Genomic DNA, 26,849 nt, shown 5'->3' with positions numbered 1-26,849 from the left:
CAAAAAACAAACACCGTTGCTGGTGTCTGTTTTTTAATAAGCCGTTTTTTAGATTTTAATTAGAATTTATAAGCCAGTGTGGTTAAAAATTGACGTGGTGGAATTGGCGTAATGCTGTAATTATCGTGGATCAGATAATTCAAAGTATTGCCAATATTGGAGATTTTACCTAACAGGGAAAATCTTTTGTAAGCATATCCGGCAGAAAGATCAACCGTTGTAAAACCGCTTAAAGGGATTAAACGGCTATATTTTTGCGTTTGATTAACCGTATTGTTATATCCGCCAAAACGGGAACCGGTATAAAATGCTGATGCGCCTAATTTTAATCCGCGTAAGGCTGGAAGATCAAAGGTATAAAACAAACTTCCGTTAAACGTATTTGCAGGACTGTTTACCAAACGTTCGCCTACAATGTAAGAACCCGTTGAGCCCGTTGTTTTAGTGTAGCGAATGTAGTTGTAGCCGTAGCCAGCAACAAAGTAGAAGTTTTTGGAAATATTTCCGTTAATATCTATATCAAAACCATCACTTTTTGTTTGTCCGCTAAACTCTCTAACGGTTGATACTGTATTTGGGTTTCCGTTACTGTCAAACTGTGCTTGTATAGCTAAGTCGCTGTTGGTAATCCGGTAAACACTTAAATTTGCAGTAAGCTTTCCGTTAAAAAGGTCATTCTTGATACCTGCTTCGTATTGATCAACAGTTGAAGGTTTTAAAGTTGCCCCGTAAATATCTGTATAGGTAGAATTGGTGTTGAAGTTGTTGCTATAAGTGGCGTAAACAGAAGTTGTTTTAACCGGCTGATAGATTAAAGCAACCTTTGGTGAAAAAGCTTTATCTATTTTAGTTGATGCCGTTCCTCTGCTATCCAAACCGGTTTTTAAATTCGAGATAGAAGTTTGTTCTGTTTTTACGATTGAATAACGCAAGCCAGCCAATACTTTAAATTTATCGGTGATACTGATCAGATCCTGTGCATAATAACCAAAACGGTAAGAAGGCGATTTGGTACGTAAAGTATCAGTAGAATTTGGCATATCCGTGCGTACCGGATATTCATTCAGATCAACAATATTGATCTTATCATAAACAGTATTGGTAGCTGTTATGCCGTTGATCGCAAAATTTCTGGTTACATTCAACACTTCTGCAAAATCTGTTCCTACCAATAATTGATGGCTTAAAAAACCTGTTTTAAATTTGCCGTTCAGGTTAACCTGGCCGGTATAATCACCTTCATAAGTTTTAGCGCGGGTTAAACCTCTGTTCCAGGTTCCGTCTGCGCCAACATTATTAGGCAAACTGGAGCCGAAAGAATTAACGCTTGTTCCTTGTACAGAACCAATTGCATTTAAATACCAGGAATCGTTGAACTTATGGTTTAAGGTAGCTGAGCCGGTTCCCTGTTCTAAATTACTATATGCCCAGTTGGTATTGATATATTGCGAACGGGGAACATCAGGAATAAACCGGCCGTTATTTAAAGTTCCTACGCCGTTATCAGGTGTTAGATCTGCTTTAAAGTAATTGCCTTCTACCAGTAATGTTGTTTTTGGGCCGAGATTGAACAGCAGCGAAGGACTAAAGTTAGTTATTTTGGTTTTAACCTGATCACGGTAGCTGCCGCTGTTTTCATAACTTCCGATAACACGAAAAGCTACATTTTTACTGATCGGGCCATAAACATCAACCATTGGTTTATAATCATTGTAGCTTCCGTAACGCATGGCAACTTCTCCGCCAAAATCAAACTTGGGCTTTTTGGTAACCAGGTTAATTACCAGCCCGCCGGAAGTGTTTCCATAAAGTAAGGCAGAGCTTCCTTTTAAAACTTCAATAGATTCTAATGTGCTGGCATCCGGGAAACCTGCTGTATTAGTTAATACACCGTTTCTAAAAATACTTCCGGATGCGCCAGCAATGCCAATGGTATATCCGCGTGCAGAGAAAGATTCGGAAACTCCGCCACGGGTTTGTGTTAAGGAAACCCCGCTTACATTTCTTAAAGCATCGCCTAAACGGTTAACCTGCTGGTCTTCAATGGTCCGGCTGGTTACTATACCTGTGCTTTGTGGCAGGTCTAAAGGGCTGATGGCTGCTTTGCCCAGTGTTACCGGTATGTTATTACTGTTTTTATTGGCATTAATATTTACTTCTTTTAAGTTGGAAGTGCTTTCGGCCAGATTAAAATCTGCTATTACTGTTTTTTCTGCAACTACCGTTAGGGTTGTTTCTTTATTGCTACAGCCCACGCAGGAAACGCGCAGCGTATAAGTGCCTGGTTTCACATTGTTAAACGTGTAACTGCCATCTTCTCTGCTAAAAGCAATTTTGTTTAATTCTTTAATTGTTATGGTTACGCGATGTTCGGGTTGGCCATCGCTCGTTTTTATTTTTCCTGATATTCTTCCGGTAAGCGTTTGTGCATCCGCATAAATCAATATAAAAAGTAGTGGTAAAAGAAGTAAAGCTTTTTTAATCATGAGTCAAAGATTAGGACTATTATTATTTAGATCAATTCTAATATGGCGGCAAAGATAAATTTCTAAGACAAAAACCCAAATATTATTTAGAATTATTTTAAATAAAAATAGAGGTTGTTTAAACTTTTTGGTACCAATTTAAATTTGGTCCTCCGGCATGCACAGGTTTGGTGCCCATGCTTCTTTTATCGGGTAAAATTGGTGTTAGTGAATGGTTAATATTTTTTAGCTGATAAAAGAAGCATCAGCCTAAAAAATCAAAATTTAACGACCAGCATTTTCAGGCGATAAAAGAAGCATCGGCCCAAAAAAGAGTGCCAGAAAAAAAGTTTAAATAACTTCATAATAAAAAAGCAATCCGATAAAGGAACAATAGTTTTAAATAAGGTTCAGCAAGGCTTTATCATCTGATACCTCCATTTTCTGAAAGAAAATTTTTGAAGAGTTTAAAATCTGTCGGTAAGCAGTAGTGAAAAATTATAATCAGAGCCGACGAAATATTGAGCCAAACAGACAGAATTTTAGCTTTATAAATAGAAAAGATATTGGGAGGAAAAAAATTAACCGGAAAGCAGTTTTTATAAAAAATCCGAAAGGTTAAATTCTAATGCTTCTTTTATCGGCATAAAACATTAGCTGGCCTGGGCGTAGTATTCTTCTACTTTATCGATCAGGTTTACAATATCAAAAGGTTTACTGATGAAATGATTGGCGCCTGCATTATCGGCCGTTTCTTTACCATCTATATTGGCAGAAATGACAATTACCGGTAAACGCTCTGTTTCAGGTGATTTTCTTAATTGTTTAACTACTTCGTCGCCCGTCATCAATGGCATCCATAAATCAATAATAACCAAACCCGGATGTTCTTTCTTGATCGCGTTAAACATATTCGGGCTGTTGCTTTCTGCTACTGCACGGTAGCCGTAAGTTTCCAATACAAATACAAGCATTTCAAGAATGTCCTGATCGTCATCACACACCAATATTGTTTTATTTACCATCTTATTTTTGGGAAGTAATTCGAATTATATTTGTTAACAACGCGAAAAAGCATTACATGGTTTTTAATAATTTGATTACGTGGATTTAAACACAGTTTTACCCAAAGTTTTAATTATTTTATCAGGATTACTGAACTGCTTCCAGCCATCTTTTCTGTAACTTTTCCGCAATCCGGCATTTGTTTGCCATAATACGGGTTTTGTATGGTAGCAGCATCATTTAACCAGTATTGCTTTTTCATGGGGCAATATTGGCGGTAAATGGTAGGGTGGGTTTTAAAATTTTTGAATAAGGAATACATGTCATCAGAAAGCGCAGCAAAGTGTTCCCGCTGATGGGCTATGCTTTTAGATTCACTGATATGCTGACTGTTGTAACGCAATTTTTCGTTGTATTTTGTCCAGTCGGCTTTTTGCCTGTCATCTAATTTTGACGCATTAACCTGTTCTATTGCGTTAACCAATACAGTTGCCTGTTTATTGGCCATTTCGCTATCATCATTAACCAAAGCTTTTTCTACTCCAAAATAAGCTTGTAAAACCTGGTTAATAGCTGTAGTGCTATTTTGGGCTTTAGTTTGATAATAGCTAAAAAAGAAAAGCACGGATATCAGGTAGCATATATTTTTCATGATCGCCTGGTTAATGTTAAAGGAGGTACAATTTAAGCCGGAACAGAAAAAGAAATACAGGGTTTGGATTTAATAAAATTGCCAGATAACAATTAATTGTTATCTGGCAGTATAGCTTAAGGTTGTAATAACTAAAAAAGCAGTTACGATGTAACAACAGCTTGGTAGAATTTTACTGTATAAAAACAGTATGGTTAATCCCAGCCTTCGCCTTTTTTAGCATGTCCGCTGTTAATGTGTTCTTCTGCTTTTCCTTTTCCTAAAATAGCGGCCATGTTATTTCCGTCGGCATCTTTTCCTACCGCAATATATCTCCCGGATTTAACATTGATAACAGGGTCCACCATTGGAACGTTTTTTGTTTTTGTTTTAACAGAATAAGCAGTTATACCACCGCCTGTTTCTTCTTTTTTAGCTTTTGCCATGATTTAGATTTTAAATAATTGTTTTACATTAACTCGTAAAAATACAATTTGTTTATATCAATTAACAGAGTTGCAAGTTAAACTGAACTATATTTTGATTTTTTCGCAGCGTTTCTGCTTGTTTTTGTGCTTAAACAATATATAGCTACGCCAGATGTGGTTTTTATACGATAAAAGAAGCATTAGGTTTATGCAGAAACGCAAAGGTATTAACCGGATTAATTGCTGTTACAAAAGGTCTGAGTAATGGTTTTCTGCTTTGATGCCCACTTCTTTATTTATCCGGATTTGTTTAGAATGTTGTTCAATCAGTAATAAATCTGGTGCCATGCTGTGGGAAGCAGCAATTGTTTTTGCTTCAAACAGATCTGCATTTGCCTGTTTAAAATCGCCCAAATTAGATTTAACATCTGCCAAAACCAATAACGAACCAATAATCCCTTCATAGTTTTTTTGTTGCCTTGCAATGGCGTTGCTTCGTAACACATACCATTTTGCTTCAGAAAAACGGTTTTGGCTGAAGTAAAAATTGGCGAGCTTATTAAACTGTACGCGCATACTATCGCTGCCATAACGCATACTTCTGCGCAAATTTTTCATAATAAAAGCTTCTTCGGCATTTATACGGTAACGGCTTCGGGCCAACTGGGTATTAAACCCGTTAAAAGAAGCATTTGATGAAAATGTTTCGGGAACCGTTTCAACTGGAAGTAAGGGCTTAATAAGTTGTGGTAAACGCTCATGATTTTTATGCCAGGGTAAATTAGCTGGCCATTGCGCAGAAACTTTTAACGAAAAAAGACTGATAAAAACAGCTAAAAATAGTTTCATAATGATGATTGGTATTACAAAGGTTAAATTTTATGGGCAGTGGATTATCAGGGTAATATCAAATCTCTTTTGTTTTAATCGAAAACTTCCAGCCCATCATCATAACAAGCCCAAACCATGTAGGGATGGGTATCGGCATGATAAATTTCTCCATTTGATTTTATGCTGATAACGCCTGCAAAACCATCAAAAGCGCTTAATTCTGATAAAGTTTTTTCACACGCATCACTCAGTTTAAAACCATCGGTTACCCGTGTTACAATTTTGGCAGCAACGGCGCCGCTCATAATATCTTCGCCTACACCTGTGCAGGAGACAGCAGCAAAACTATTGGCATAATTACCTGCAACCGTAGCCGAATCGCTAACACGGCAAGGGATTTCAAAGCCTTTGCCTCCGGTTGAGGTAGCTGCTGCCAGGTCACCATGCTGGTCCAAAGCGACACAGCCTACCGTACCTAAACGGACAGAGTTTTGTAGTTTTTGCTCATATTCCTGTTTACGTTGTGGTGTTTGCGGATTAAAGTAAGGAAAGCCATGCTCCATTGCAAAATCTTTTGCACCGCTTCCGCTTAGTACGCGGTCTTGCATAGGCAATAATTTTTCGGCTACCTGAATCGGATTTTTTACATCTTCCACGTTGATAACGCCTGAAAAATGTTCTGTGTTTCCATCCATTAAGGCAGCGCTTAGCCTGATTTTACCATCACTTTGGATTTGCGAACCGTAACCAGCATTAAATAATTCGCAATCTTCTAATAAAGATACTGCAAAAACAGTAGTTTGTACTGCTGTGTGCGTTTTTAAAAAAGTATAACTTGCTTCGGCTATGGTAGCTAAAGCTTCCTGTTTTGCTTTTTTAACTTCCTGGTTCGTGCCAGATTCGCTAAAAAATCCGCCGTGAATAATCAGTTTCATGTTATTGGTCGCTGTCTGGAATATTTAAAGATAGGGCATTTACAACTTTAACTGCCTGGTTAATGAATAATTTATGTAAGCGTAAATCAAATTTATCACAAATAGACATTACATGCACTTTCAAGTTTTCAACAGAAACGGCTGTACCCATTTCTACATCATAAATATTGGTTTCGATAATGTTCCTTCCATCCACCACAATAGTTAGACCAGAACCTATAGCTTCCATTACTTTACCTTCAGTAATCAGTAAACCGGCATCTTCGCCCAAGCCAATCCCTAAAATTCCGGGATTGCTGGCTACGGCATAAAACAAACGGCCAATGCGGCCGCGTTGCACAAAATGGGTATCAATAATAACCGAATCTATAAAACCTAACCCGGCTGTAATTTGTACTTCTCCCTTAATCATGGCATCATTGCTTTCGCCACGGTAAATCATATTGGCCGAAGCCGCCGCCGCACCGGCCGAAGTTCCGGCTATCAGTAAATGTTCATGAAAATAGCGCTCCTTCAGTATCGATAAAAATTCAGTCCCTCCAAAAATAGAGCTTAAACGAAGCTGGTCCCCACCGGTAAACATCACTACATCTGCCTTTCTTATACGTTCTAAATACGCTGCATTGGCTGCATCTTCCCGGCTTCTAATGTCCAGAACATTTACATTTTCAACATGAAGCTGGTTAAAAGCCCTGATATATTCTTCGCCAACCAGTTCCGGGATTCGTGATGCGGTGGTTATTACTTCTACCAGCGGATTATATGGATGGGCAGATTCTGTAATAATCCGTTTTAAAATTCCATGTTCAAAAAACCGAAGATGGTCTGGTTGTTTGATATTTTCTGACGCACTAATGTTCGTACCCAAGTCAACGGCACCGCCAATAATTATTAATTTTCCTTTTGGTATGATCATCAATCAAATATTTAAGGTATTTTTCCAAAGATAACCGCGTAAGGCCTAAATAAGTTAGGATTAATTACATTTTTATCCAAAAACTTATTTACTTGCAAGTGTTTTATTAAAAATACCTGTTTAAAAGAAGCTATAGAAGCATATATTTTATGAAGATAGAAAAAATTCAGGTACTGAAAGGGCCAAATATTTGGAGTACTTACCGGAAAAAGTTGATACAAATGCGCTTAGACCTGGAGGAGCTGGAAGAAAGGCCAACCAACATGATCGAAGGGTTTTATGAAAGGCTGGAAGCTTTAATTCCTTCCCTGTATAGCCATCGCTGTTCGCCGGGTGTTCCCGGAGGTTTTTTTGAAAGGGTAAAAAAAGGTACCTGGATGGGTCATGTAATTGAACACATTGCCTTGGAAATACAAACCTTAGCAGGAATGGAAACCGGTTACGGCCGTACCCGTGAAACCCATACCAAAGGTATTTACCATGTGGTTTTTAACTATGAAGAAGAAAAAGTAGGCGTTCATGCAGCAGAAGCTGCCGTAAAAATAGCGGAAGCCTTGATCGATAACTTACCATATGATCTGGAGGAAGATATCCGGGAACTAAAAAGAATAAGGGAGCAAACCCGTTTAGGGCCAAGTACCGGCTCTGTTGTGGGAGAAGCAATAGCGCGCGATATTCCATGGATCAGGCTGAACAACCAATCTTTGGTGCAATTGGGTTATGGTAAAAACCAAATGCGTATCCGGGCAACCATGACGGAGAAAACAAGCAGCATTGCCGTTGACCTTGCAGGCAACAAAGAAGAAACAAAACGGCTTTTAGAAGAGCAGGCTATTCCGGTTGCAAAAGGGATCGCCATCACATCAGTTGATGATGTTGACCTGGCTATACATAAAGTTGGTTTTCCGCTGGTGTTCAAACCGTTGGATGGTAATCATGGACGTGGAGCAACCATTAATGTTAAAACTAAAGAGGAAGCAGAGGCTGCCTTTGAACACGCAGCAAGGATTTCCCGAAAGGTAATTGTAGAAAAATTTATTTCCGGGTATGATTTCCGGGTCCTTGTGGTTGACCATAAAATGGTTGCTGCTGCTTTGCGTGTTCCGGCACATATTATTGGTGATGGTATTAAAACGATCCGGGAGTTGATCGATCTGGAAAACCAAGACCCGCGGCGCGGCTACGGCCACGAAAATGTGCTGACCGAAATTTCCATCGATCGCGATTCAGTGGATTTACTGAATAAAAAAGGTTATACAGTTGAAACTGTTCCGGCAAACGGAGAAATTGTTTACCTAAAATCAACAGCTAACCTTAGTACCGGCGGAACCTCCATCGATGTTACCGATATGGTCCACCCGGAAAATGTATTTATCAGCGAGCGGATTTCCAGGATTATTGGTTTGGATATCTGCGGCATTGACATCCAGGCACAAAATTTAACGGAACCACTTACCATAAATGGTGGCGTAGTATTAGAAGTAAATGCAGCGCCAGGCTTCCGGATGCACCTGGCACCAAGTGAAGGTTTGGCCCGTAACGTTGCAGCCCCCGTAATCGATATGTTGTATCCTTATGGAAAATCGGCACGTATCCCTATCATTTCCATTACCGGAACAAATGGTAAAACTACTACCACGCGTTTAATTGCGCATATTGTAAAAAATAATGGTTACCGTGTTGGTTTTACCACTTCAGACGGCATTTATGTGCAAAACACAAAAATGTTAAAAGGTGATACTACAGGCCCGGTTAGTGCAGAATTTATTTTGAAAGACCCAACGGTAGAATTTGCTGTGCTGGAAACGGCACGCGGCGGGATTTTACGTTCAGGTTTAGGTTTTAGCCAGTGTGATATTGGTGTACTTACTAACATCCAGGAAGATCATTTAGGGCTGAACGATATTTATACACTTGATGAACTTGCACGGGTAAAAGAAGTAGTGATCAATTCAGTAAAAAAAACAGGTTGGGCGGTAATTAATGCCGATAACGATTACTGCGTTAAGATCGGCAAGAAAGCCAGGTGCAATGTGGTTTATTTCAGTATGGATGAAAGCAACCCGGTAATTGTAAACCATTGCAGCCAGGGCAATATTGCTTGTATTTACGAGAATGCTTACATCACCATCAAAAAAGGAAACTGGAAAATACGGGTACAAAAAGCAGCACAGGTCCCGTTAACTTTTGGCGGTACGGTTGCTTTCATGATCCAGAATGTATTGGCTGCCACGCTTGCTGCTTTTGTTTGGGGTTTCCGTACAGAAGATATTAAAACTTCGCTCGAAACCTTTATTCCTTCGGTTGCGCAAACACCTGGACGCATGAATATTTTTGATTTCAGGGATTTTAAGATTATGGTCGATTTTGCCCATAATCCAGATGGTTTTAACGGCATCAAACAGTTTATGAAAACAATTGATTCACCTCAAAAAATAGGTTTAATTGCCGGTACAGGTGATCGCCGGGACGAAGATATCAGGGAACTTGGGAAAATTGCAGCAGAAATGTTCGATCACATTATCCTCCGCCAGGAAAATCATTTGCGCGGAAACAACAAAGAACATCTTTTAAGGCTGATGGAAGAAGGTATTTTGGAATCAGGCCTAAACAGAACTTATGAAATGGCCGACAAAGAAATGGATGTGATACAACATGCCATCCGAATAGCTAAACCGGGCGCTTTTATTGTTGCTTTAAGCGATGTTGTAGATAATGCGATAGATGTAGTGCACCGGTACCAGGAAAAAGAAAGGGCCGGAGAAGTTATTTAATTTTCCGTCTGCTTAAATATTCGTGCCACAAAAGCATGGTAGCTATAGTGCGAAAAGGTTTCCAGGCTTCTGCAATTTGCAGAAGCCTTTCTTTTGGCGTATTAGTCGGCAAGTTTTTTAATCTTTTTAAAGCATTTACAACAGCCAGGTCACCGATAGGGAAAATATCGGTTCGGTGCAAAACAAAAATCAGGTAAATATCAGTTGTCCAGTTGCCAATACCTTTTATGGCAGTTAGTTTGCTTCTCACTTCTTCATCTTTCAAGTGTTCTAACTGTTGCAGGTTTAAAACGCCGTATAAAAGGTTTTCTGCCAAATGTTTGGCATAAACTGTTTTTTGCCTGCTAAAATAACAGGCTTTTAGTTCTTCATCGCTTAAAGCCAAAAGTGTTTCTGGCGTAATTTGTCCGGTTCTGTTTTTTAGTTTTTGCAAAGCCGACCAAGCAGAAGCAAGAGAAACCTGCTGTTCTAAAATAATATGAACGAGTGATTCAAATGTATTTGGCCGGCCCCAGAACGGCGGATAGCCGAACGCAGAAATTATGCTGTTAAAAGAAGCATCGCGGCTGGCAAGATCATCACAAAGGGAATGAAAATTTTGTTGGTTAAAAGAAGCATTCATCTCATCAAAAAAATAAAAATGGATTAAGGAGAAAGCCGTTTTATAATGATTTAGTTTTGCAGATTACAGAAGAATAATTGAATGAAATCAAAATTTAAACTTCCCCGGCATCTTCAGGCAATGCTGTTTTTACCGGTGTTTTTTTTGCTTGCTTCGGCTTGTTCAACACTAAAAAAAACATCGGTAAAAGAAGTATCAACAACCATCAGCAAGTTGCAGTTTTTGGACGAATACGATCTGCCGTACAATCTTCAATATAAAAATACGACTGTTGGCGGTTTGTCTTCGATAGATTACGATGCGAAAAACGATCTGTATTACCTCATCAGCGACGACCGTTCTGAAATTAACCCGGCGCGTTTTTATACAGCTAAAATTAGTTTGGCAGGAAAAGAAATCAACAGCATCAAACTTATTAACGTAACAACTTTACTGCAACAAAATAACCAGCCTTACCCGGATATGAAAAAACATACCAAGCAAACGGTAGATCCGGAAGCGCTGCGTTATGATCCGATATCAAAGCAACTGGTTTGGAGCAGCGAAGGCGAACGCATTGTAAACCAAAAAGATACTTTGCTGATTGATCCGTTTGTTAATATGGTTTCTACTACCGGAAAATACATTAATACACTTCCTTTGCCTGCTAATTTACACATGCAAGCCGTGGAAAGCGGACCGCGAAAAAATGGCGTTTTGGAAGGATTGGCTTTTGCCGATAACTACAAAACCTTATTTGTAAGTTTGGAAGAACCGCTGTACCAGGATGGCTCGCGGGCTGATGTAACACCAAACGAAGCATTAAGCCGGATTTATAAGTACGATTGGAAAAGTAAAATAAATACAGCTCAATATGCTTATAAGCTGGAGCAGGTTGCTTATCCAACTATTCCGGAAAATGGTTTTAAAGTGAATGGTATTCCTGATATTCTTTCCGTTAACCAAAACCAGTTGCTGGTAACCGAGCGGTCTTATTCTGAAGGGCACCCAGGTTGTGTTATCCGTGTTTTTTTAGCTGATTTAAACGGCGCTGATAATGTAATTGCCAATCCTTCTTTAATTAAAAATCCACCCAAACATCTAATCAGCAAAAAACTGTTGTTAAATATGGATGACTTAAAGATTTACATTGATAACGTAGAAGGCGCCACTTTTGGCCCGACTTTACCAAACGGGCACCGATCGATTATTTTTGTGACGGATAATAATTTTAACAAGACCGGGAAAACGCAGTTTTTTTTGTTTGAAGTGGTCCCGTAAAACTCGGATTCTTAAGACAGAAACCTTATATTTGTTTATGAGATTAGTGATCGAAAACATCAAAAGCAAACATTATAAATGGCTGGCGGAAATGGCTAAAGCACTTGATTTTAAAGTGGTTGAGGTCGAGCTTTCTGAAGACGAAGAGGATGCCTATCTTTTAGCAGCAATGGAAGAAGTAAAAGATGAGCCTGTTGTTTCTAAAGCAGAAGCAGAGGAATTTGAACAATGGCTTAAATCTGTAAAATAATGCTTTATGAATATCTGCCTTCTTTTTTGCGGGATGTAAAAAAGGCTTCAAAAGAAGCGCAAATTGATTTAAACATTATTATATCCGAAGTCAAAATAGTTGATTCGATAAGTTCTATTTTAAATTTAAAAAATTAAAGGGAACTGTTCGGCAAGCATATCGAATAAGATGTAAAAATTATCTGGTTTGCTTTTATTATGAAAGCGGAACTATAACCTTTGCAAAATTTCTTCCACGAAAAAACGTTTATAAATATTTCCCATAAGGGCACATTTTAGGTAACTTGTACCTTATGAACAATTTACCTCCTTTAGCCGAGCGTATGCGGCCAAAAAGTTTGGATGATTACGCTGGTCAGCGGCATCTGGTTGGTCCGGGAGCGGTTTTGCGCCGGGCGATAGAATCAGGCAATATACCTTCTGTAATTTTATGGGGGCCGCCGGGCGTAGGTAAAACTACTTTGGCTGGTATTATTTCAGAATCTTTGCACCGTCCGTTTTTTGCTTTAAGCGCCATAAATTCAGGGGTAAAAGAAGTACGGGAAGTGATTGAAAAAGCTTCGCTTCTGAAAAAAGGCGGACAGCCGCAGCCGATTTTATTTATTGATGAAATCCACCGTTTCTCCAAATCGCAGCAAGATTCTTTATTAGGCGCCGTTGAAAAAGGAATTGTAACGCTGATTGGCGCTACCACCGAAAACCCTTCTTTTGAAGTTATTTCTGCTTTGCTTTCGCGATGCCAGGTTTACATCCTTAAAAATTTAACTGAACAGGAACTGACTGGTTTACTGCAAAAAGCTATTCAAACCGATGCTGTTTTTAGCACTAAAAAAATAGTGGTCGAAGAATATGAAGCTTTAATCAGGCTTTCGGGAGGAGATGCGCGCAAACTGCTTAATATTTTTGAACTGCTGGTAAATGCTTTAGATAGCGAAGAAATCACCATTACCAATAAATTAGTGCTCGATAACGTGCAGCAAAACATGGCATTGTACGATAAAGCCGGCGAGCAGCATTACGATATTATTTCGGCTTTTATTAAGTCCATCCGCGGCAGCGACCCAAATGCGGCTGTTTACTGGCTGGCGCGAATGACTGCCGGCGGCGAAGATGCTTTGTTCATCGCCCGGAGATTGCTGATCTTGGCTTCGGAAGATGTGGGAAATGCCAATCCAAATGCACTGCTTTTAGCTAACAATTGTTTTCAGGCAGTAAACGTAATTGGCTGGCCGGAATCGCAGATTATCCTTTCGCAAACCGTAGTTTATCTGGCAACTTCGCCCAAAAGCAACGCCAGTTATGAAGCCATTAGCAAAGCGCAGCAATTGGTTGCCCAAACCGGCGATCTGCCGGTGCCTTTGCATCTGCGCAACGCGCCAACAAAGTTCATGAAAAACATTGGCTACGGCAAAGAGTATCAGTATGCGCATGCTTTTGAAGGGAACTTTGCCGAGCAGGAATATTTGCCGGAAACCATCAGCGGAACAAAACTTTATGAGCCAGGTAACAACCCGGCAGAGGCCAAATCTAAAGAACGTTTAAAAGCTTTATGGAAGGAGAAGTATGGTTATTAGGTTCGGAGAATATTATTGGCCCGGCTATAATTGATGTTCAATTTTATACTACTTTTGTTTAGTAATCATTATTGGGAATGAGAGTTATATTAGAAAACTTCAATGAAAAGCATATCGGCCTTTTAAAAGAAATGGCTGATATTTTAAAGTTCAGATTTACAAAGCTTGATCATTCTTCGCCAGAGGTATTGCCTGCATATCCTGCTATTTCTGAATCTGAAGAAAAAGAAATGACTTTATTTGCTATGCAGGCATCAGAACAATCTATGGCAAATGTTTGGGATAAAGAGGAGGATGACTACTGGAATTCTTATCTGTAAAATTCGCGAATAATGGTTTATCAACAAGGCGATGTGGTGCTTTTGCCTTTTCCGTTCACCAATCAACACGGGGCCAAAGTAAGGCCTGGAATTGTAGTGTCCAATTCCATGGTTAACAACACATCGGCAGATGTTATTATTGTACAGTTGACCACTCAAAACCCTAATAATAATGTTTTAGCTGTTGAAATAAACAACAGCCATGTTGCTATCCCTTTTAAACCTCCCCATAACGCACAGTACGTTTACTGTAAAAAAGTACTTGTTATCGATAACGTTCTTATTATTAAAAAAATTTCACGCATTGCTGAGAAAGCTAAAATGGAACAGATATTAGAAAGGATAAAATCTGTTTTTGATATAGAAACATGAATTATAAGCAGGACAATAATCCTAATGCTTGTTTTTTCTAAGCCTGTGTTTAAATTATGCCAGAAGAAATACTCATGCTTCTTTTACCTTATAAAAATTGGTGCCTGCACTAACCGGAACAAATTAAAAACCAGTTGCCACACCAATTTTTAGGTGATAAAAGAAGCATGGCAACAACCTTAATCAATAAGTTTTAAACAGGTTTAATGATTTTTAGGTGATAAAAGAAGCATAGAAAATATTTAAACAATATTCAACAGGCACTAAGTCCTTTTAAAACACTTATTTTACACGCAAATTAAGCCTATGATCCGTATTTTTATCCATCACGAAATTAAAGCCTTTCTTCGTACCGTTGGCGCAGGCAAAAGCATCGCCGTAAAAATAGTATTGGCTATCCTGATTTTGTACCTGCTGCTGAACGTACTTGCGCTTGGCTTCTTTATGGATAAAATTTTAGAAGAAGTTGCCCCAAATGAAGATTTGATCGCTTCCTTCTCCAAAACCATTCTATATTATTTTTTGGTCGATTTACTTATGCGTTTCCAGTTACAGGAACTGCCAACTTTGCAAGTGCAGCCTTATCTGCATTTGCGTATTAAAAAAAATGTAATTGTTCGGTACCTCTCTTTCGTATCGCTGCTTTCGTTTTTTAATTTATGGCCGGTAATACTGTTTTTACCCTTTATTTTTAAAGTAATCTGGGTGGATGCCGGCCATGCTGCTGCATTGTTTTTTATCGTTGCAATTTTAGGTTTTACCATTTTTAACAATTATTTAAGCTTATACATCAAACGCAAATCAAACCTTAATGGCTGGGTTTACTTAGGTTATGCTGCCTTATTAATACTCTTAACAACTGCTGATTTTTCCTGGCACTTATATTCCATCCGTAACCTGTCTTCCTGGTTTTTCCATGGCATCATTCAGCATTACTGGTTTGCGCTGCTTCCGGTAATTTTGGCTGCGGTAATGTACTTTATCAATTTTCTCTACTTAAAAGATAATCTGTACCTCGAAGAGCTTGGTTCTAAAAAAGCAGCTTATAAAAACAGTACTGATATTCCGTTCTTTAATCGTTTTGGTAAGATTGGTGATCTGGTTTCTAATGAAATTAAACTCATTTTGCGTAATAAAAGAAGCCGTTCTTCTATCATAATGACTGGCGCTTTTCTGTTTTACGGAATACTGTTTTATACCAATAAAAGCTATAGTGACAGTATGAAACTATTTCCTGCAATTTTTATGACAGGCCTTTTCATTATTAATTACGGCCAGTTTATGTTTAGCTGGCAAGGTTCACATTTTGATGGTATTTTAATTAGTAAAATCAGTTTCTCCGATTTTCTAAAAGCTAAGTTTTTACTTTTTACCACGGTTTCTACGCTGGCTTTTCTGCTAACGCTGCCTTACGTTTACTTCGGCTGGCACGTTATATTTATACATTTAATGATGTATTTGTGGAACATCGGCGTAAATACAGTAATTGTGCTCTTTTTCGCTAATCGGAATTATAAACGGATTGATCTTTCTAAAGGCGCTTCTTTTAACTGGGAAGGTGTAGGCGCTACGCAATTGCTGCTTGGTTTGCCGTTAATTTTATGTCCTTATCTCATTTATTTGCCAGGCAAATGGCTGGGCAATCCGGATATTGGATTGATTTTGATCGGGCTGACCGGAGTCTTGTTTGTGCTTATGCGGAACTACTGGATCAGGCAATTAGAAGCCGATTTTGAGGAGAAAAAATATACCATTGCTGAAGGTTTCAGAAACAAATAACCATGATCGAAATTAAAAACTTAACAAAATCTTATGCCGGGGTAACGGTTGTAGATATTCCGCATTTAACTATCCGAAAAGGCGAAAGTGTTGGCCTGGTTGGAAATAACGGCGCCGGAAAAACAACTTTATTTCGCATGGTCCTCGATCTGATCCGGCCGGAAAGCGGCGAGGTTTTATCCAACGGAAAAAATGTAATGCACGATGAGCAATGGAAAGATTACACCGCTTCTTATTTAGATGAAGGCTTCTTGATTGATTACCTTACGCCGGAAGAATATTTCTATTTTATTGGCAGTTTGCATAACGAAAACAAGGTTTCTGTTGATGAAAAACTTAACGGGTTAACTGATTTTTTTAATGGGGAAATCCTGCAGAAAGGAAAATACATCCGTGATCTTTCCAAAGGAAACCAGTGCAAAGTTGGCGTTGCGGCTTGTCTTCTTCAAAACCCGCAAATTTTAATGCTGGACGAACCTTTTGCCAACATCGATCCTACAACACAAATCCGTTTAAAAAACCTGCTCAAAGATTTATCTCTTAAAAACAGCATGACTACAATTGTTTCCAGTCATGATTTAAACCACATTACCGATGTTTGCCAGCGTATTTTGTTAATGGAAAAAGGGAAAATTATCCAGGATATTCAAACCAATTCCAACACTTTGGAAGAACTGGAAAGCTACTTTTCTGTTTAATTTTGATGCATGGTTAAAATCAGACATGCTACGCTTGCAGATGTAACAGCAATACATTTATTGGCAGAAAAAATTTGGTGGCCTACTTATACAACTATTCTTGAGAAAGAACAGATTCGATTTATGCTGGATTTGTTTTATGCGAAAGAAAAGCTTCGAAAGCAAATCAGTAGCGGCGGGCAAAGTTTCCTGCTTTTATTGGAGAATGAATTACCGGTAGCTTTTGCCGCCTTTGCTGCAAATCAGGAAAATCAGGAGATCATGATTTTAGAAAAGATTTACTGTTTGCCACAAGCACAGGGAAAAGGTTATGGAAAAGAATTGCTTGAATTTGTAGTAACGCAGGCCCGTATAGCCGGAAAAAGCATTTTACAACTTTATGTTCACCGCGAAAACAAAGCCAGAAATTTTTATGAAAAGATGAATTTTAAGGTGGTAAAAGAAGTAGACCGGCCCTTGGGTAAATACTTGCTAACGGATTTTGTGATGCAGAAGGAGTTGTAAGTTCTTCCTTATTTAGTTTTTCTTCTAAGTGCTTCAATATCTCCTAAATCTTTTGCACGGCCTGATGCCTGTTTATTTGTTATAAAATGATTTATGTTGATATAGGAAATTTGTAGATTATCTACTTCTGCATCTATCTTGCCTTTATAAGCCTCTTCAAAATCAACTCCTGATATTGAATTTAAAATATCAATCCTTAAAGGTGGATAGCCTAACTGAGTAATATTATTTTCTTTTATAAAATCCTCTTTTGTAAGGCCTAAAGAGCCAAATCCAAAATCTTCTAAAACTTTTACCATCTTAGCTGCATTTTCCGCGCTTGGTTTAATCCAAATGTCTAAATCACCTGTATGTCTTGGTCGTCCATGAAAAGCTAAAGCATGGGCCCCAACTATTATATACTCAACCTGATGGGTATTTAGCAATTCAATAAAATCAATAAAATCTTTTTCAAAAATCATAAAGTTCTTTTGGCAACCACTTTTGCGATTTTTTTCGGATAAGAACCATTTAGCCAGGTATAGTAATTAATTCTTAATCGGGTAACTTCTGCAAGTCTTTCTGATGCAGGTTTCGATTGCCAAAATTGTACATCCAGTTGATCTTGCTCTTCCATTTTAACAAAGGTAACTACCATCGCCATTTTTCTTTCCATGTATAAATATACTTAATACAAATTAACCTTTAACATCTGCTTAAAAGAAAAGAACGAATAAAATGCATTACTCTTCCAGTTTCGGGATCCGTTTAGGCGTATCTTTCCCACTCACAATACTTCTCGAACTTAATTCAATAGCACGAATGGTAGCTGTAATATTGTTCACATCCAAAGAGCTCAATTCATCTTTTACCGTATGGTACAATTTATCGGTATCGATCTGATCGGTAGAAATGGTATGTGCCGGAACACCAACTTTAGCTAAGGAAGCATTATCACTGCGGTAAAATAAGTTTTGCTGCGGATAAGGGTCAGGATAAAATTTAAAGCTTGTTCCTTCCAGGTTTTTTTGGAGGATCGTTCCGAAATCAGACCGTTCAAAACCGGTGATAAAAGCAGTATTAGGCCCGAACTTAGAAGTTTTGCCAATCATTTCAATATTAAACATCGCGATCGTTTTCTCCGGATCGATCTGTGTAGCAAAATATGCCGAGCCAAATTCGCCTATTTCTTCTGCCGTAAAAGCAACAAAAATTAAGGTACGTTCATTATTATTTAGCTTTTTATAATATTTAGCAAGCTCAATTACGGCTGTTGTTCCGGAAGCATCATCATCGGCGCCGTTTGCAATTGAATCGCCTTCAACTGGCTTAATAATCCCTAAATGATCGTAATGGCCCGAAAAAACCACGTATTCTTCTTTTTTAGATTTTCCCGGAATCATGCCCGCAATATTAAAAAGCGGCAGTTTTTCTACTTTGCCGGTATATTTTACGGCGTAAGCTTTCACCTCGCTAAAATCACCTAAAACAAAAACAAGTTGCTGGTTTGGGTTGGCTTCTTTGCTGATACTGCCGCGTTGGTTTCGTGCTGCCAAACGTTTAAATAAAGCTTCAAAATGCGGATCAACCAGCACAAGTGTTTTTTTATTACTGCTGATTAACGTTCTATACTCGTTTATAAAATTCTTTTCAGCACCAATTTTTACAATTTCAACGTCAGGATCATTGCCCCAGTTAAAAGAAGCTGCACCGCTAATTGCCATCACATTTTCTGCTGGAAGAATGGTATTGTTAACAGAAACCAAAGTTACGGCAGGTGTAACGCGGAACATGCTGAAGTTTTGCCGGTAATCTGTATTTCCGCTTAACGGCAGCAGCTCAATGTTCTTGTATTCGTTTTCAATAAAACGCGCTGCTTTTTCTATACCTGGCGTAAAGGTGGCACGGCCTTGCATATCATCCGCAGAAAGCGTTTTAATTATTCTTTCTACATCATTTTTGCTGATTAACTGTTCTGGTTTTTGTGCGAATACTGTGCAGTTTAGGCCAATTAACAGCAGCAGAAAAAGTTTTAATTTCATAGATGTTGAATGAATAATAGTAACGAAAATGAGGGCTGATGAAAATGATTGCTTACAATAAAATGTGCGGTAAAAGAAGCATTACGTTTTCAAATCTTCCCGCATAAGTTTGCGTTCTGCACGTTTACTAATATTATTTTTGGTAAGGTTAATATTGGTGTTAATGCGATGGTCCTGCACAGCATCAGTAACCGTAATATCTTGTTCCATATCCTTTTCTGCAAAATGAATATTGGCTTCTTCGGTTTTACCCAAGGCAACATCGTACGGGCCTTTTGGCGACATCAGCTTAACCAAAACCGGCAAGCATTCAAACAAAATAAATAAATAACTGATGAACGATTGCGCGAGATAAGTATCCAGGTCACGCGTACCATTTTGATTGTAGGATAACTGGCCGAGCGCCCAGTTCCGATCAGCAAAACCGGCAACGTTGGATAAGCTGTCTAACTGCCGGTCGTTAAATAATTTAGTATCCGTTACGCCTTCCACATCTTTTCGGTTAGCAATGTATTGGTCCATTTTGATCTGGTCTTCGCGTACTGTTTTCAGCCGGTCTTCTTTTTCTTTCAGTACAGCATCTTTTTGCTTAGCATAAGTACCAAAGCCGGTTTTACCCGAAGTTTGGTTGGTTTTATCTCCAAAAATCTCCTGGTTTAACTGGTAGCGGGAACGGTTAATATCTTTTTCGAGCGAATCCCTTTCCGCTTTGATATCTGCAGCTTTGGCTAAATCCATGCCATACTTTTTATTAAAAGTAATGTTCATGGTATCAATTTTAGAACGCTGGCCTTTTAAATAAGATGTTTTTAATTTATTGCGGATCTCCTTGTCGAAAATTTTCAATTCCAGCGGACGGGAAATGACAATACCAATCATAATAGCCAATAAAATCCGTGGCGTTGCTTGTAAGATTTGGGAATTAATAGACCCTCTTTTGTTGATACTGCCAACAATATAACGGTCCATGTTGAAAATAGCCGTTCCCCAGATCAGCCCAAACAGCATGGCAAAAAACGGAGCGCCGGGATTTCCGCTAAACACAAAATACATGGCGTAACCGCCAGACAAAGCAGCGAATAATGCAGTAAAAAATATAGTTGCCCCAATACCTACATATTTATTCAGTTCAATCGGATACTTTTTTAACGTATCCACATGCACGCCGGAACAGAACCAAAAAAAACGGTTTATTTGTTTCATTTTTCAAAAGTACATAACAAATGCTCTACTTAGCTCATGTTTAAGCTAATGGCAGTATCTGCACCGCTTTTTTTACCTTGTAAAAACAGTATTTATGGCAGAACGGAGATTTGCAGGCATAAATTATTTCAAGCTATTAAAAGCTGCTTTTAAATCAATTAAACCATTAACTTTGAAGTATAATTTTATAAATATGAAAGAAATAACCGTACAGGAATTAAAAGAAAAAATGGATGCAGGCGAAGATTTTCAACTGATAGATGTGCGTGAAGATTTTGAGTATGAAATGTCTAACCTGGGCGGCGAACTGATACCGTTAAGCGGGATCATGATCGAATCCGGCAAAATCGATAAAAATAAACCTGTAATTGTACAATGCAGGAGCGGAAAACGCAGCGCAGCAGCAATTATGCAGTTAGAAGGGCAGGGCTTTACCAATTTATATAACTTAAAAGGCGGCATGCTGGCCTGGGCAGAAGAAATTGACCCTGAAATGCCGGTTTACTAAAATGGGCGCAAAACTTTTTCTAAATATTCTCTACAACCTGGGCATTATTTTATGTGCGGTCCTGATTTACTGGAGCTTTAACCACCATCGTTACGATTGGCTGGCAGCAGGTGTTTTTATCATTATCATCACCGTTGTTTTAAAAATACGGCTTGCAAAAGAAGTACGCGCCCTTCAAAAAAAGCAATCTCCTTAAATTAAAATACATGCTGTTAATTATTCTGGGTGTTCTGCTGCTGGTTATTAGCAGTTGGCTAAAACGCACACCTTCTGTTAACCCTGCTTACATTCCGGTTATCTTCATAGCTGGCATTGCCATGCTTCTTTTAGGCATAAGTTTTTCTATGTTTAAAGTGATTGAGCCAGGGAAGGTTGGCGTTAAAACGTTGTTTGGAAAGGTAGAAAGTGATGTACTGCCAAGTGGCCTGCATTTAATTAATCCGTTGGTTGAGGTAACAACATTTGATGTAAAAACCCAGAATTACACCATGAGCGGTGTTACTTCCGAAGGGCAGAAAGAAGGAGATGATGCTATCCGTATTTTATCTGCTGACGGGTTGGAAGTAACCATAGATTTATCAGTACTTTTTAGGGTAAAAGCAGACCAAACCCCTTTTATCCTGCAAAATATCGGCCCCGAATATTTAGATAAAATTGTACGTCCGGTGGCACGGACAGCTATTCGGGATAACGCAGTTTATTATGATGCAGTAGCGCTTTACTCTACCATACGACAGGAATTTCAGGATAAAATTTACCGTACCATCAGTGAAAGCTTTGCCAAACGCGGTATGGAACTGCAGCAACTTCTGATACGGAATATTACCTTGCCGCAATCTGTTAGGGCAACCATCGAATCCAAGATCAATGCCGAGCAGGACGCACAAAAAATGCAGTTTGTATTGCAGAAAGAGCGGCAGGAAGCAGAACAAAAAAGAATCCAGGCGCAAGGAATTGCAGATTATCAGCGCATCATTTCAACCAATTTAACCGACAAGCAGTTGCAGTACGAATCCATACAAGCGCAAAAAGCAATTGCCTTATCGCCAAATTCTAAAGTAATTATTATGGGCAACAGCAAAGGGGTGCCATTTATTTTGGGCGATAAGAACTGATGCTTCTTTTACCGGCTAAAAAACATCAGGCAAAGCAGGTTTCCTGGAAAGTACGGAAGAACTTCGGATAGAAAATTCTGTATCAAGCAGCTGGGTAGTAAATTCGGTAACCGGGTATTTGCTTTCGATAATGCTAATTAATTTTTCGGTAGCTAATTGCCCGATTTTAAATGCCGGCTGTCTGATAGTGGTTAACGGCGGATTAAACAATTCTGCCGTGTTAGAATTGGTAAAACCTGCAATAGCCAGATCATCCGGAACAGATAAACCTAAATGATTTAAAATGGTAAGGCAGCAAGTGCTTAAGCGGTCGCTGGTAATTAAAACGGCATCGGGTTTGTTTTTTAAGTGAAGCAGCTCTTTTACAGCTGTTTCTACTTCTTCAAAAACCATTCCGCCATGGCCACAATATTTAATTAAATCTTCTGTAAACGTAAGCTGATGTTTTTCCAATGCAGCTTTGTAACCGGCAAGGCGTTCTGTAGAAATGGATAAATGTGCTGCATTGGCTAAATGCGCAATGGTTTTAAAACCCGAATTAATTAAATGTTCTGTAGCTTTAAAAGCACCTTCAAAGTTATTAGAAGCCACTTTATGCGTATTGATTTCTTTTGGGATACGGTCAAAAAAAACGATAGGCAAACCTTTATCATGCAGCTTTTTAAAATGGTCTAAATTAATGGTACCCGATGATAAAGAAACCAGCAAACCATCAACCGAACGCGAAGCCAGGTGGTTTACGTTTACAATTTCCCGTTCAAAAGATTCATGGGTTTGCGATAAAATAACATGATAACCACGGCTATAAGCAATAGATTCGATCCCGCTAATTGCCTGGCTGAAAAAGTTGTTGGCTACTTCGCAAACTACTACACCAATAGAATGGCTTTTTCTTTCTTTTAAACTTAAAGCAATGGGGTTAGGCTGATAATTAATTTTTTCGGCATATTCCAACACGATCCTTTTTGTTTCTGCACTAATTTCATGGCTGTCCCTTAAAGCACGCGATACTGTAGAGGTAGAAAAGCCGAGTGCCTTTGCAATATCTTTTATGGTGATTGATTCGTGCATTTAATAGTATAACAAATAATGTTAAACGTTAAATTTAAGGAAAACGATTCATATTAACATGTTATTATGTTTTTGAATTGTTGCTATCAATTTCTTTAAACCTTTTCAAAACAGAACGTCGGGAACGATTGCATAAATTTATACAAGGTTTTTGTATGATATTAGCTAAATACTATGTAATCTTGACCAATAAACCTAATAATATTTTTCCTGATCTAAGTAAGCTTATTGATGAGCCAAAGCTAATTATTTCAGACAGATATTTTATTTATTCTTATTCAAACCTATTACGCAGTATGAGAAAAATTTTACTTTTATGGGGAATCTTGCTTGTTACCGGGCTTTCTGCATGGAGCCAAAGCCGACAAATTACAGGTACAATAACAGAGAAGAGCACTAAAGAACCGCTTATTGGAGTAAGTGTGGTTGTTAAAGGGACTACAGTTGGTACTCAAACGGATGTTAATGGTAGGTTTAAGTTATCTGTTCCTGCAAATGCTGTTTTAACCATACGTTATGTTGGTTATAAACCTCAGGAAATTTCTGTTGGGTCCCGAAATGAAATTAATGCTGCATTAGAAAACGATGCCGTACAGCTTAATGAAGTAGTTGCAGTGGGGTTTGCAACGGTAAGAAGGAGGGACCTTACCGGCTCTGTTTCTTCCGTTACGGCAAAAGATTTAAAAGATATTCCATTGAATTCTGCCGGTGCAGCTTTAGCGGGACGCTTAGCAGGCGTGCAGGTCAACCAGTCAGAAGGTTCACCGGACGCCCAAATACAAATTAGGGTGCGTGGTGGCGGATCAATAACACAGGATAACTCTCCGCTTTATATTATTGATGGTATACAGGTAGAAAATGGCTTGTCCAACATTTCCCCGCAGGATATTGAATCAATTGATGTTTTAAAAGATGCAGCTTCAACAGCAATTTATGGTGCACGTGGCGCAAATGGTGTAGTTATCATTACTACAAAAGGCGGACATGAAATGAAAACTACGGTAAGTTACAATGCTTTTGTAGGCATCAATAAATTAGCAAAAGAGCTTGCTGTGATGAGTCCTTATGATTTTGTTGTTTATCAGTATGAAAGAAATCGTTTCACAGCAGACAGTACAAATTTTATAAATGATTATGGTTCAACTTTTGCCGGGCTTTCAACTTACAAAAATACTCCTGCTATTGATTGGCAAAAGCTGGCTTTAGGTCGAACAGGTTTTCAGCAAACACATAACTTAAGTATCACAGGAGGAACAAAAGTTACACAATTCAATTTCAGTTTTACAGATAACCAGCAGAATGGTACAGTGTTAAATTCTGATTATAATCGTAAACTAATCAGTTTCCGGTTTGACCATACTGCTTCCGATCATTTAAAAGTAGGGTTTAACGTTCGTTATAATACACAAGTTGTTGATGGTGCGGGAACGTCAAATTCTACAATAAGCTCTTCTGGTACATCAAACTCTGCCTCCAGTTCATCTTACAGTAACTTGCGTAACAGTGTTAAATATCGCCCGTTTAGTATCCCTGGTGTTGATGATTCTGCAGTTGACCCAGCTTATCTGGCAGAAACCAATGCTGCAGGAAACAATTATGGTATTATAAACCCTGTTGTTAATGCCAGCGCACAATACCGGAAAACCTTAACCAATGTTACTAATTTTAACGGTTATGGTAACTACACTTTTAATAAGTATTTATCTTTCCGTTCTACCTTAGGTGTTGATTATAATAATCAAAAGCAAAATTCTTTTGATGATGCTATAACGGCTAATGCAAGGGTTAATGGTGCCGGTCAGCCGCTTGCCGGTGTCATTTCGGTTAATACTAATACGCTTGACCTTTCCAATGTGCTTACTTTTTCAAATGCGGCTGCTAATCCTAAGCATGGCGACCTTAATTTAATTTTAGGAAATGAATTTTATAATACTCATGCTGAAAGTTTAAATAATCAGTTTAAATTATTTCCTACCGGTGTAGCTGCAACAGATGCATTAAACCAGTTAAACTTAGGAACTATTGTAACAACCTATCCGCAGGTTACTAATATAACCAGTCATTTATTATCATTTTTTACCCGTGCAAATTATAATTACGATAAAAAATATCTGCTTCAGGCTACTCTTCGTGCAGACGGTTCTTCGAAATTTGATCCGGGCCATCAATGGGGTTATTTTCCTTCCGGTTCAGCTGCATGGAGAATATCGGATGAAAATTTCATGAAAAACATAAAAGCTTTATCCAATCTTAAGCTTCGTTTAAGCTACGGTACTTCAGGTAATAACCGTATAAGTGATTACCTAACACAAACTACATTTAATGCCAATGCTTTGTATTCATTAAATGAAAGCACTACCAGTATTGGTTTTAGTACCCCTTACCTGGCTAACCCTAATTTAAAATGGGAGACAACTGTATCAAAAAATATTGGTTTAGACTTTGGTTTTTTGAATGACAGGATACAGGTATCATTTGATGCTTACCGAAACGTAACAAAAGACTTATTGCTTCTTGTTAATATCCCTGCAAGCTCTGGATATACTACACAGTATCAAAACGTAGGTAAAACACAAAACCAAGGTATCGAAGCACAGGTAAACGCCACAATCATCCAGAAAAAGAATTTTAGCTGGTCGGCTAATTTCAATGCCTCGTACAATGAAAATAAGGTATTAGCACTTGCATCAGGCCAAAATTATTATCTGCAATCGTCTGGGTACGGGCCTTCAGGAACCCCCGAAGATTTTATTGTACAAGTAGGTAAGCCCGTTGGAAGTGCTTATGGTTATGTAAACGATGGCTTTTATCAGGTATCTGATTTCAATTATAATACTACAACTAAACAATACACTTTAAAAGCAGGCGTGGTTGATCCTTCTAAAGTAATTGGAGTAGCAGAACCAGGATTAGTAAAATATAAAGATATAAATGGTGATGGTGTAATCACTACTGCTGACAGAACAGTTCTGGGCAATACAATTCCTAAAGTTACCGGCGGCTTAAACCAGCAGTTCACTTTTAAACATTTTGATTTTAGTGCATTTGTTAATTTTCAGGCCGGAAGCAAAGTGTTGAATGCAAATAAAATTGAATTCTCTAACGGCTATACTTCTAACACGAATTTATTAGCTGCTGAAGCCAATAGGTGGAGAACAATTGATGGTAACGGTAATCAGGTAGAATATATATCAGGTGGTTATGCAGTAGGTATTGCACCGGATGCTTTAGCTGCATTAAACGCAAATGCCAAAACATCCATACCAGTAACAGGCAGTTCGGCTTTTTATTCAACATCTAACAATTTGGAAGATGCTTCTTTTATCAGGATAAATAACCTGACTTTAGGATATACCATTAATCCAGCCTTTTTAAGAAGGATTAAAGTAAGTAAACTAAGGGTTTATGCTACCGCAAATAACGTTGCTATTATAACCAGCTATTCTGGTTATGATCCGGATGTAAGTACACGCCGGGCCACAGGTGTAACGCCTGGTGTAGATTATTCTGCCTATCCACGCAGTCGTACTTACCTGTTAGGCGTAAACTTATCATTGTAAATTTAAAA

26 protein-coding genes are annotated in these 26,849 nt (G+C 38.4%); 13 read left to right on the top strand and 13 right to left on the bottom strand.

Going from position 1 to position 26,849, the window contains the following annotated elements:
• Positions 1-59: 59 nt before the first annotated feature.
• The 7 genes from GO621_RS07435 to GO621_RS07405 all read right to left on the bottom strand — a co-directional run bounded on the left by GO621_RS07435 (position 60) and on the right by GO621_RS07405 (position 7,211).
• Entirely contained in the window at positions 60-2,486 is a 2,427-nt protein-coding gene (locus GO621_RS07435) for a TonB-dependent receptor (RefSeq protein ID WP_157565629.1), read from the bottom strand.
• Between the two features lie 632 nt (positions 2,487-3,118).
• Positions 3,119-3,490, bottom strand: coding sequence for a response regulator (locus GO621_RS07430; RefSeq protein WP_157565627.1), 372 nt, complete (start codon positions 3,488-3,490; stop codon positions 3,119-3,121).
• Positions 3,491-3,603: 113 nt separating this feature from the next.
• Positions 3,604-4,122 carry a DUF3347 domain-containing protein gene (locus GO621_RS07425; RefSeq protein ID WP_157565625.1) on the bottom strand — a complete coding sequence of 173 codons (519 nt, stop codon included), beginning with the start codon at positions 4,120-4,122 and terminating at the stop codon, positions 3,604-3,606.
• Positions 4,123-4,316: 194 nt separating this feature from the next.
• Positions 4,317-4,547, bottom strand: a complete 231-nt coding sequence (locus tag GO621_RS07420) for a hypothetical protein (protein WP_157565624.1) — start codon at positions 4,545-4,547, stop codon at positions 4,317-4,319.
• A 228-nt stretch (positions 4,548-4,775) separates the two neighbouring features.
• Positions 4,776-5,378 (bottom strand): hypothetical protein, encoded by a 603-nt coding sequence (locus tag GO621_RS07415; RefSeq protein WP_157565622.1) that lies wholly within the window; start codon positions 5,376-5,378, stop codon positions 4,776-4,778.
• A 74-nt stretch (positions 5,379-5,452) separates the two neighbouring features.
• Positions 5,453-6,295: an isoaspartyl peptidase/L-asparaginase gene (locus tag GO621_RS07410; protein ID WP_157565620.1), complete on the bottom strand. Its 843-nt coding sequence runs from the start codon at positions 6,293-6,295 to the stop codon at positions 5,453-5,455.
• A gap of 1 nt (position 6,296) precedes the next feature.
• Positions 6,297-7,211, bottom strand: a complete 915-nt coding sequence (locus GO621_RS07405; RefSeq protein WP_157565618.1) for a cyanophycinase — start codon at positions 7,209-7,211, stop codon at positions 6,297-6,299.
• Between the two features lie 149 nt (positions 7,212-7,360).
• On the opposite strand from GO621_RS07405, the gene cphA reads away from it, so the two are divergent.
• Positions 7,361-9,985 (top strand): cyanophycin synthetase, encoded by a 2,625-nt coding sequence (gene cphA / locus GO621_RS07400; RefSeq protein ID WP_157565617.1) that lies wholly within the window; start codon positions 7,361-7,363, stop codon positions 9,983-9,985.
• Here the strand turns inward: cphA and GO621_RS07395 are convergent.
• Positions 9,978-10,607: a DNA-3-methyladenine glycosylase family protein gene (locus tag GO621_RS07395; RefSeq protein ID WP_157565615.1), complete on the bottom strand. Its 630-nt coding sequence runs from the start codon at positions 10,605-10,607 to the stop codon at positions 9,978-9,980. The genes cphA and GO621_RS07395 overlap by 8 nt on opposite strands.
• Before the next feature lie 81 nt (positions 10,608-10,688).
• Between GO621_RS07395 and GO621_RS07390 the strand changes: the two genes are divergently transcribed.
• The 8 genes from GO621_RS07390 to GO621_RS07355 all read left to right on the top strand — a co-directional run bounded on the left by GO621_RS07390 (position 10,689) and on the right by GO621_RS07355 (position 17,363).
• Entirely contained in the window at positions 10,689-11,867 is a 1,179-nt protein-coding gene (locus GO621_RS07390; RefSeq protein WP_157565613.1) for an esterase-like activity of phytase family protein, read from the top strand.
• Between the two features lie 37 nt (positions 11,868-11,904).
• The gene (locus GO621_RS07385; RefSeq protein ID WP_157565611.1) at positions 11,905-12,117 is read left to right on the top strand and encodes a hypothetical protein; all 213 of its coding nucleotides are present in this window, start codon (positions 11,905-11,907) and stop codon (positions 12,115-12,117) included.
• A gap of 292 nt (positions 12,118-12,409) precedes the next feature.
• The gene (locus GO621_RS07380) at positions 12,410-13,690 is read left to right on the top strand and encodes a replication-associated recombination protein A (protein ID WP_157565610.1); all 1,281 of its coding nucleotides are present in this window, start codon (positions 12,410-12,412) and stop codon (positions 13,688-13,690) included.
• A 77-nt stretch (positions 13,691-13,767) separates the two neighbouring features.
• Positions 13,768-14,010 (top strand): hypothetical protein, encoded by a 243-nt coding sequence (locus GO621_RS07375; RefSeq protein WP_157565608.1) that lies wholly within the window; start codon positions 13,768-13,770, stop codon positions 14,008-14,010.
• Between the two features lie 12 nt (positions 14,011-14,022).
• Entirely contained in the window at positions 14,023-14,382 is a 360-nt protein-coding gene (locus GO621_RS07370; protein WP_157565606.1) for a type II toxin-antitoxin system PemK/MazF family toxin, read from the top strand.
• 306 nt (positions 14,383-14,688) lie between these two features.
• Positions 14,689-16,161, top strand: coding sequence for a DUF5687 family protein (locus tag GO621_RS07365; RefSeq protein WP_157565604.1), 1,473 nt, complete (start codon positions 14,689-14,691; stop codon positions 16,159-16,161).
• Between the two features lie 2 nt (positions 16,162-16,163).
• A complete protein-coding gene (locus GO621_RS07360) occupies positions 16,164-16,859 on the top strand; it encodes an ABC transporter ATP-binding protein (RefSeq protein ID WP_157565603.1) in 696 nt (231 codons plus the stop codon).
• Positions 16,860-16,868: 9 nt separating this feature from the next.
• Entirely contained in the window at positions 16,869-17,363 is a 495-nt protein-coding gene (locus GO621_RS07355) for a GNAT family N-acetyltransferase (protein ID WP_157565601.1), read from the top strand.
• Between the two features lie 8 nt (positions 17,364-17,371).
• On the opposite strand, the gene GO621_RS07350 is transcribed toward GO621_RS07355, so the two are convergent.
• The 4 genes from GO621_RS07350 to GO621_RS07335 all read right to left on the bottom strand — a co-directional run bounded on the left by GO621_RS07350 (position 17,372) and on the right by GO621_RS07335 (position 20,587).
• On the bottom strand, positions 17,372-17,824 hold the full coding sequence (locus GO621_RS07350; RefSeq protein WP_157565599.1) for a nucleotidyltransferase family protein: 453 nt from the start codon (positions 17,822-17,824) through the stop codon (positions 17,372-17,374).
• Entirely contained in the window at positions 17,821-18,018 is a 198-nt protein-coding gene (locus tag GO621_RS07345; protein WP_157565598.1) for a hypothetical protein, read from the bottom strand. Before GO621_RS07345 ends, GO621_RS07350 begins: the two co-directional genes overlap by 4 nt.
• Positions 18,019-18,085: 67 nt before the next feature.
• Positions 18,086-19,384 carry a M28 family metallopeptidase gene (locus GO621_RS07340; protein ID WP_157565596.1) on the bottom strand — a complete coding sequence of 433 codons (1,299 nt, stop codon included), beginning with the start codon at positions 19,382-19,384 and terminating at the stop codon, positions 18,086-18,088.
• 81 nt (positions 19,385-19,465) lie between these two features.
• Positions 19,466-20,587 carry a DUF4407 domain-containing protein gene (locus GO621_RS07335; RefSeq protein ID WP_157565595.1) on the bottom strand — a complete coding sequence of 374 codons (1,122 nt, stop codon included), beginning with the start codon at positions 20,585-20,587 and terminating at the stop codon, positions 19,466-19,468.
• A gap of 193 nt (positions 20,588-20,780) precedes the next feature.
• Between GO621_RS07335 and GO621_RS07330 the strand changes: the two genes are divergently transcribed.
• From GO621_RS07330 to GO621_RS07320, 3 genes are read left to right on the top strand one after another with little or no spacing between them, the layout of a single operon-like run.
• On the top strand, positions 20,781-21,095 hold the full coding sequence (locus tag GO621_RS07330) for a rhodanese-like domain-containing protein (RefSeq protein ID WP_157565593.1): 315 nt from the start codon (positions 20,781-20,783) through the stop codon (positions 21,093-21,095).
• Position 21,096: 1 nt separating this feature from the next.
• On the top strand, positions 21,097-21,291 hold the full coding sequence (locus GO621_RS07325; protein ID WP_157565592.1) for a DUF6358 family protein: 195 nt from the start codon (positions 21,097-21,099) through the stop codon (positions 21,289-21,291).
• 10 nt (positions 21,292-21,301) lie between these two features.
• Positions 21,302-22,210 carry a prohibitin family protein gene (locus tag GO621_RS07320; RefSeq protein ID WP_157565590.1) on the top strand — a complete coding sequence of 303 codons (909 nt, stop codon included), beginning with the start codon at positions 21,302-21,304 and terminating at the stop codon, positions 22,208-22,210.
• 15 nt (positions 22,211-22,225) lie between these two features.
• Here GO621_RS07320 and GO621_RS07315 read toward each other — a convergent pair whose 3' ends face one another.
• A complete protein-coding gene (locus tag GO621_RS07315) occupies positions 22,226-23,281 on the bottom strand; it encodes a LacI family DNA-binding transcriptional regulator (protein WP_157565588.1) in 1,056 nt (351 codons plus the stop codon).
• Positions 23,282-23,577: 296 nt separating this feature from the next.
• Here GO621_RS07315 and GO621_RS07310 point away from each other — a divergent pair, with 296 nt between their 5' ends.
• A complete protein-coding gene (locus tag GO621_RS07310; RefSeq protein ID WP_157565587.1) occupies positions 23,578-26,841 on the top strand; it encodes a SusC/RagA family TonB-linked outer membrane protein in 3,264 nt (1,087 codons plus the stop codon).
• Positions 26,842-26,849 lie beyond the last annotated feature (8 nt).

Source organism: Mucilaginibacter arboris (genome assembly GCF_009754915.1).
Lineage (GTDB): Bacteria > Bacteroidota > Bacteroidia > Sphingobacteriales > Sphingobacteriaceae > Mucilaginibacter_A > Mucilaginibacter_A arboris.
The sequence above is the reverse complement of the archived record's forward strand: the minus strand, read 5'-3'. Positions and strand labels throughout refer to the sequence as shown.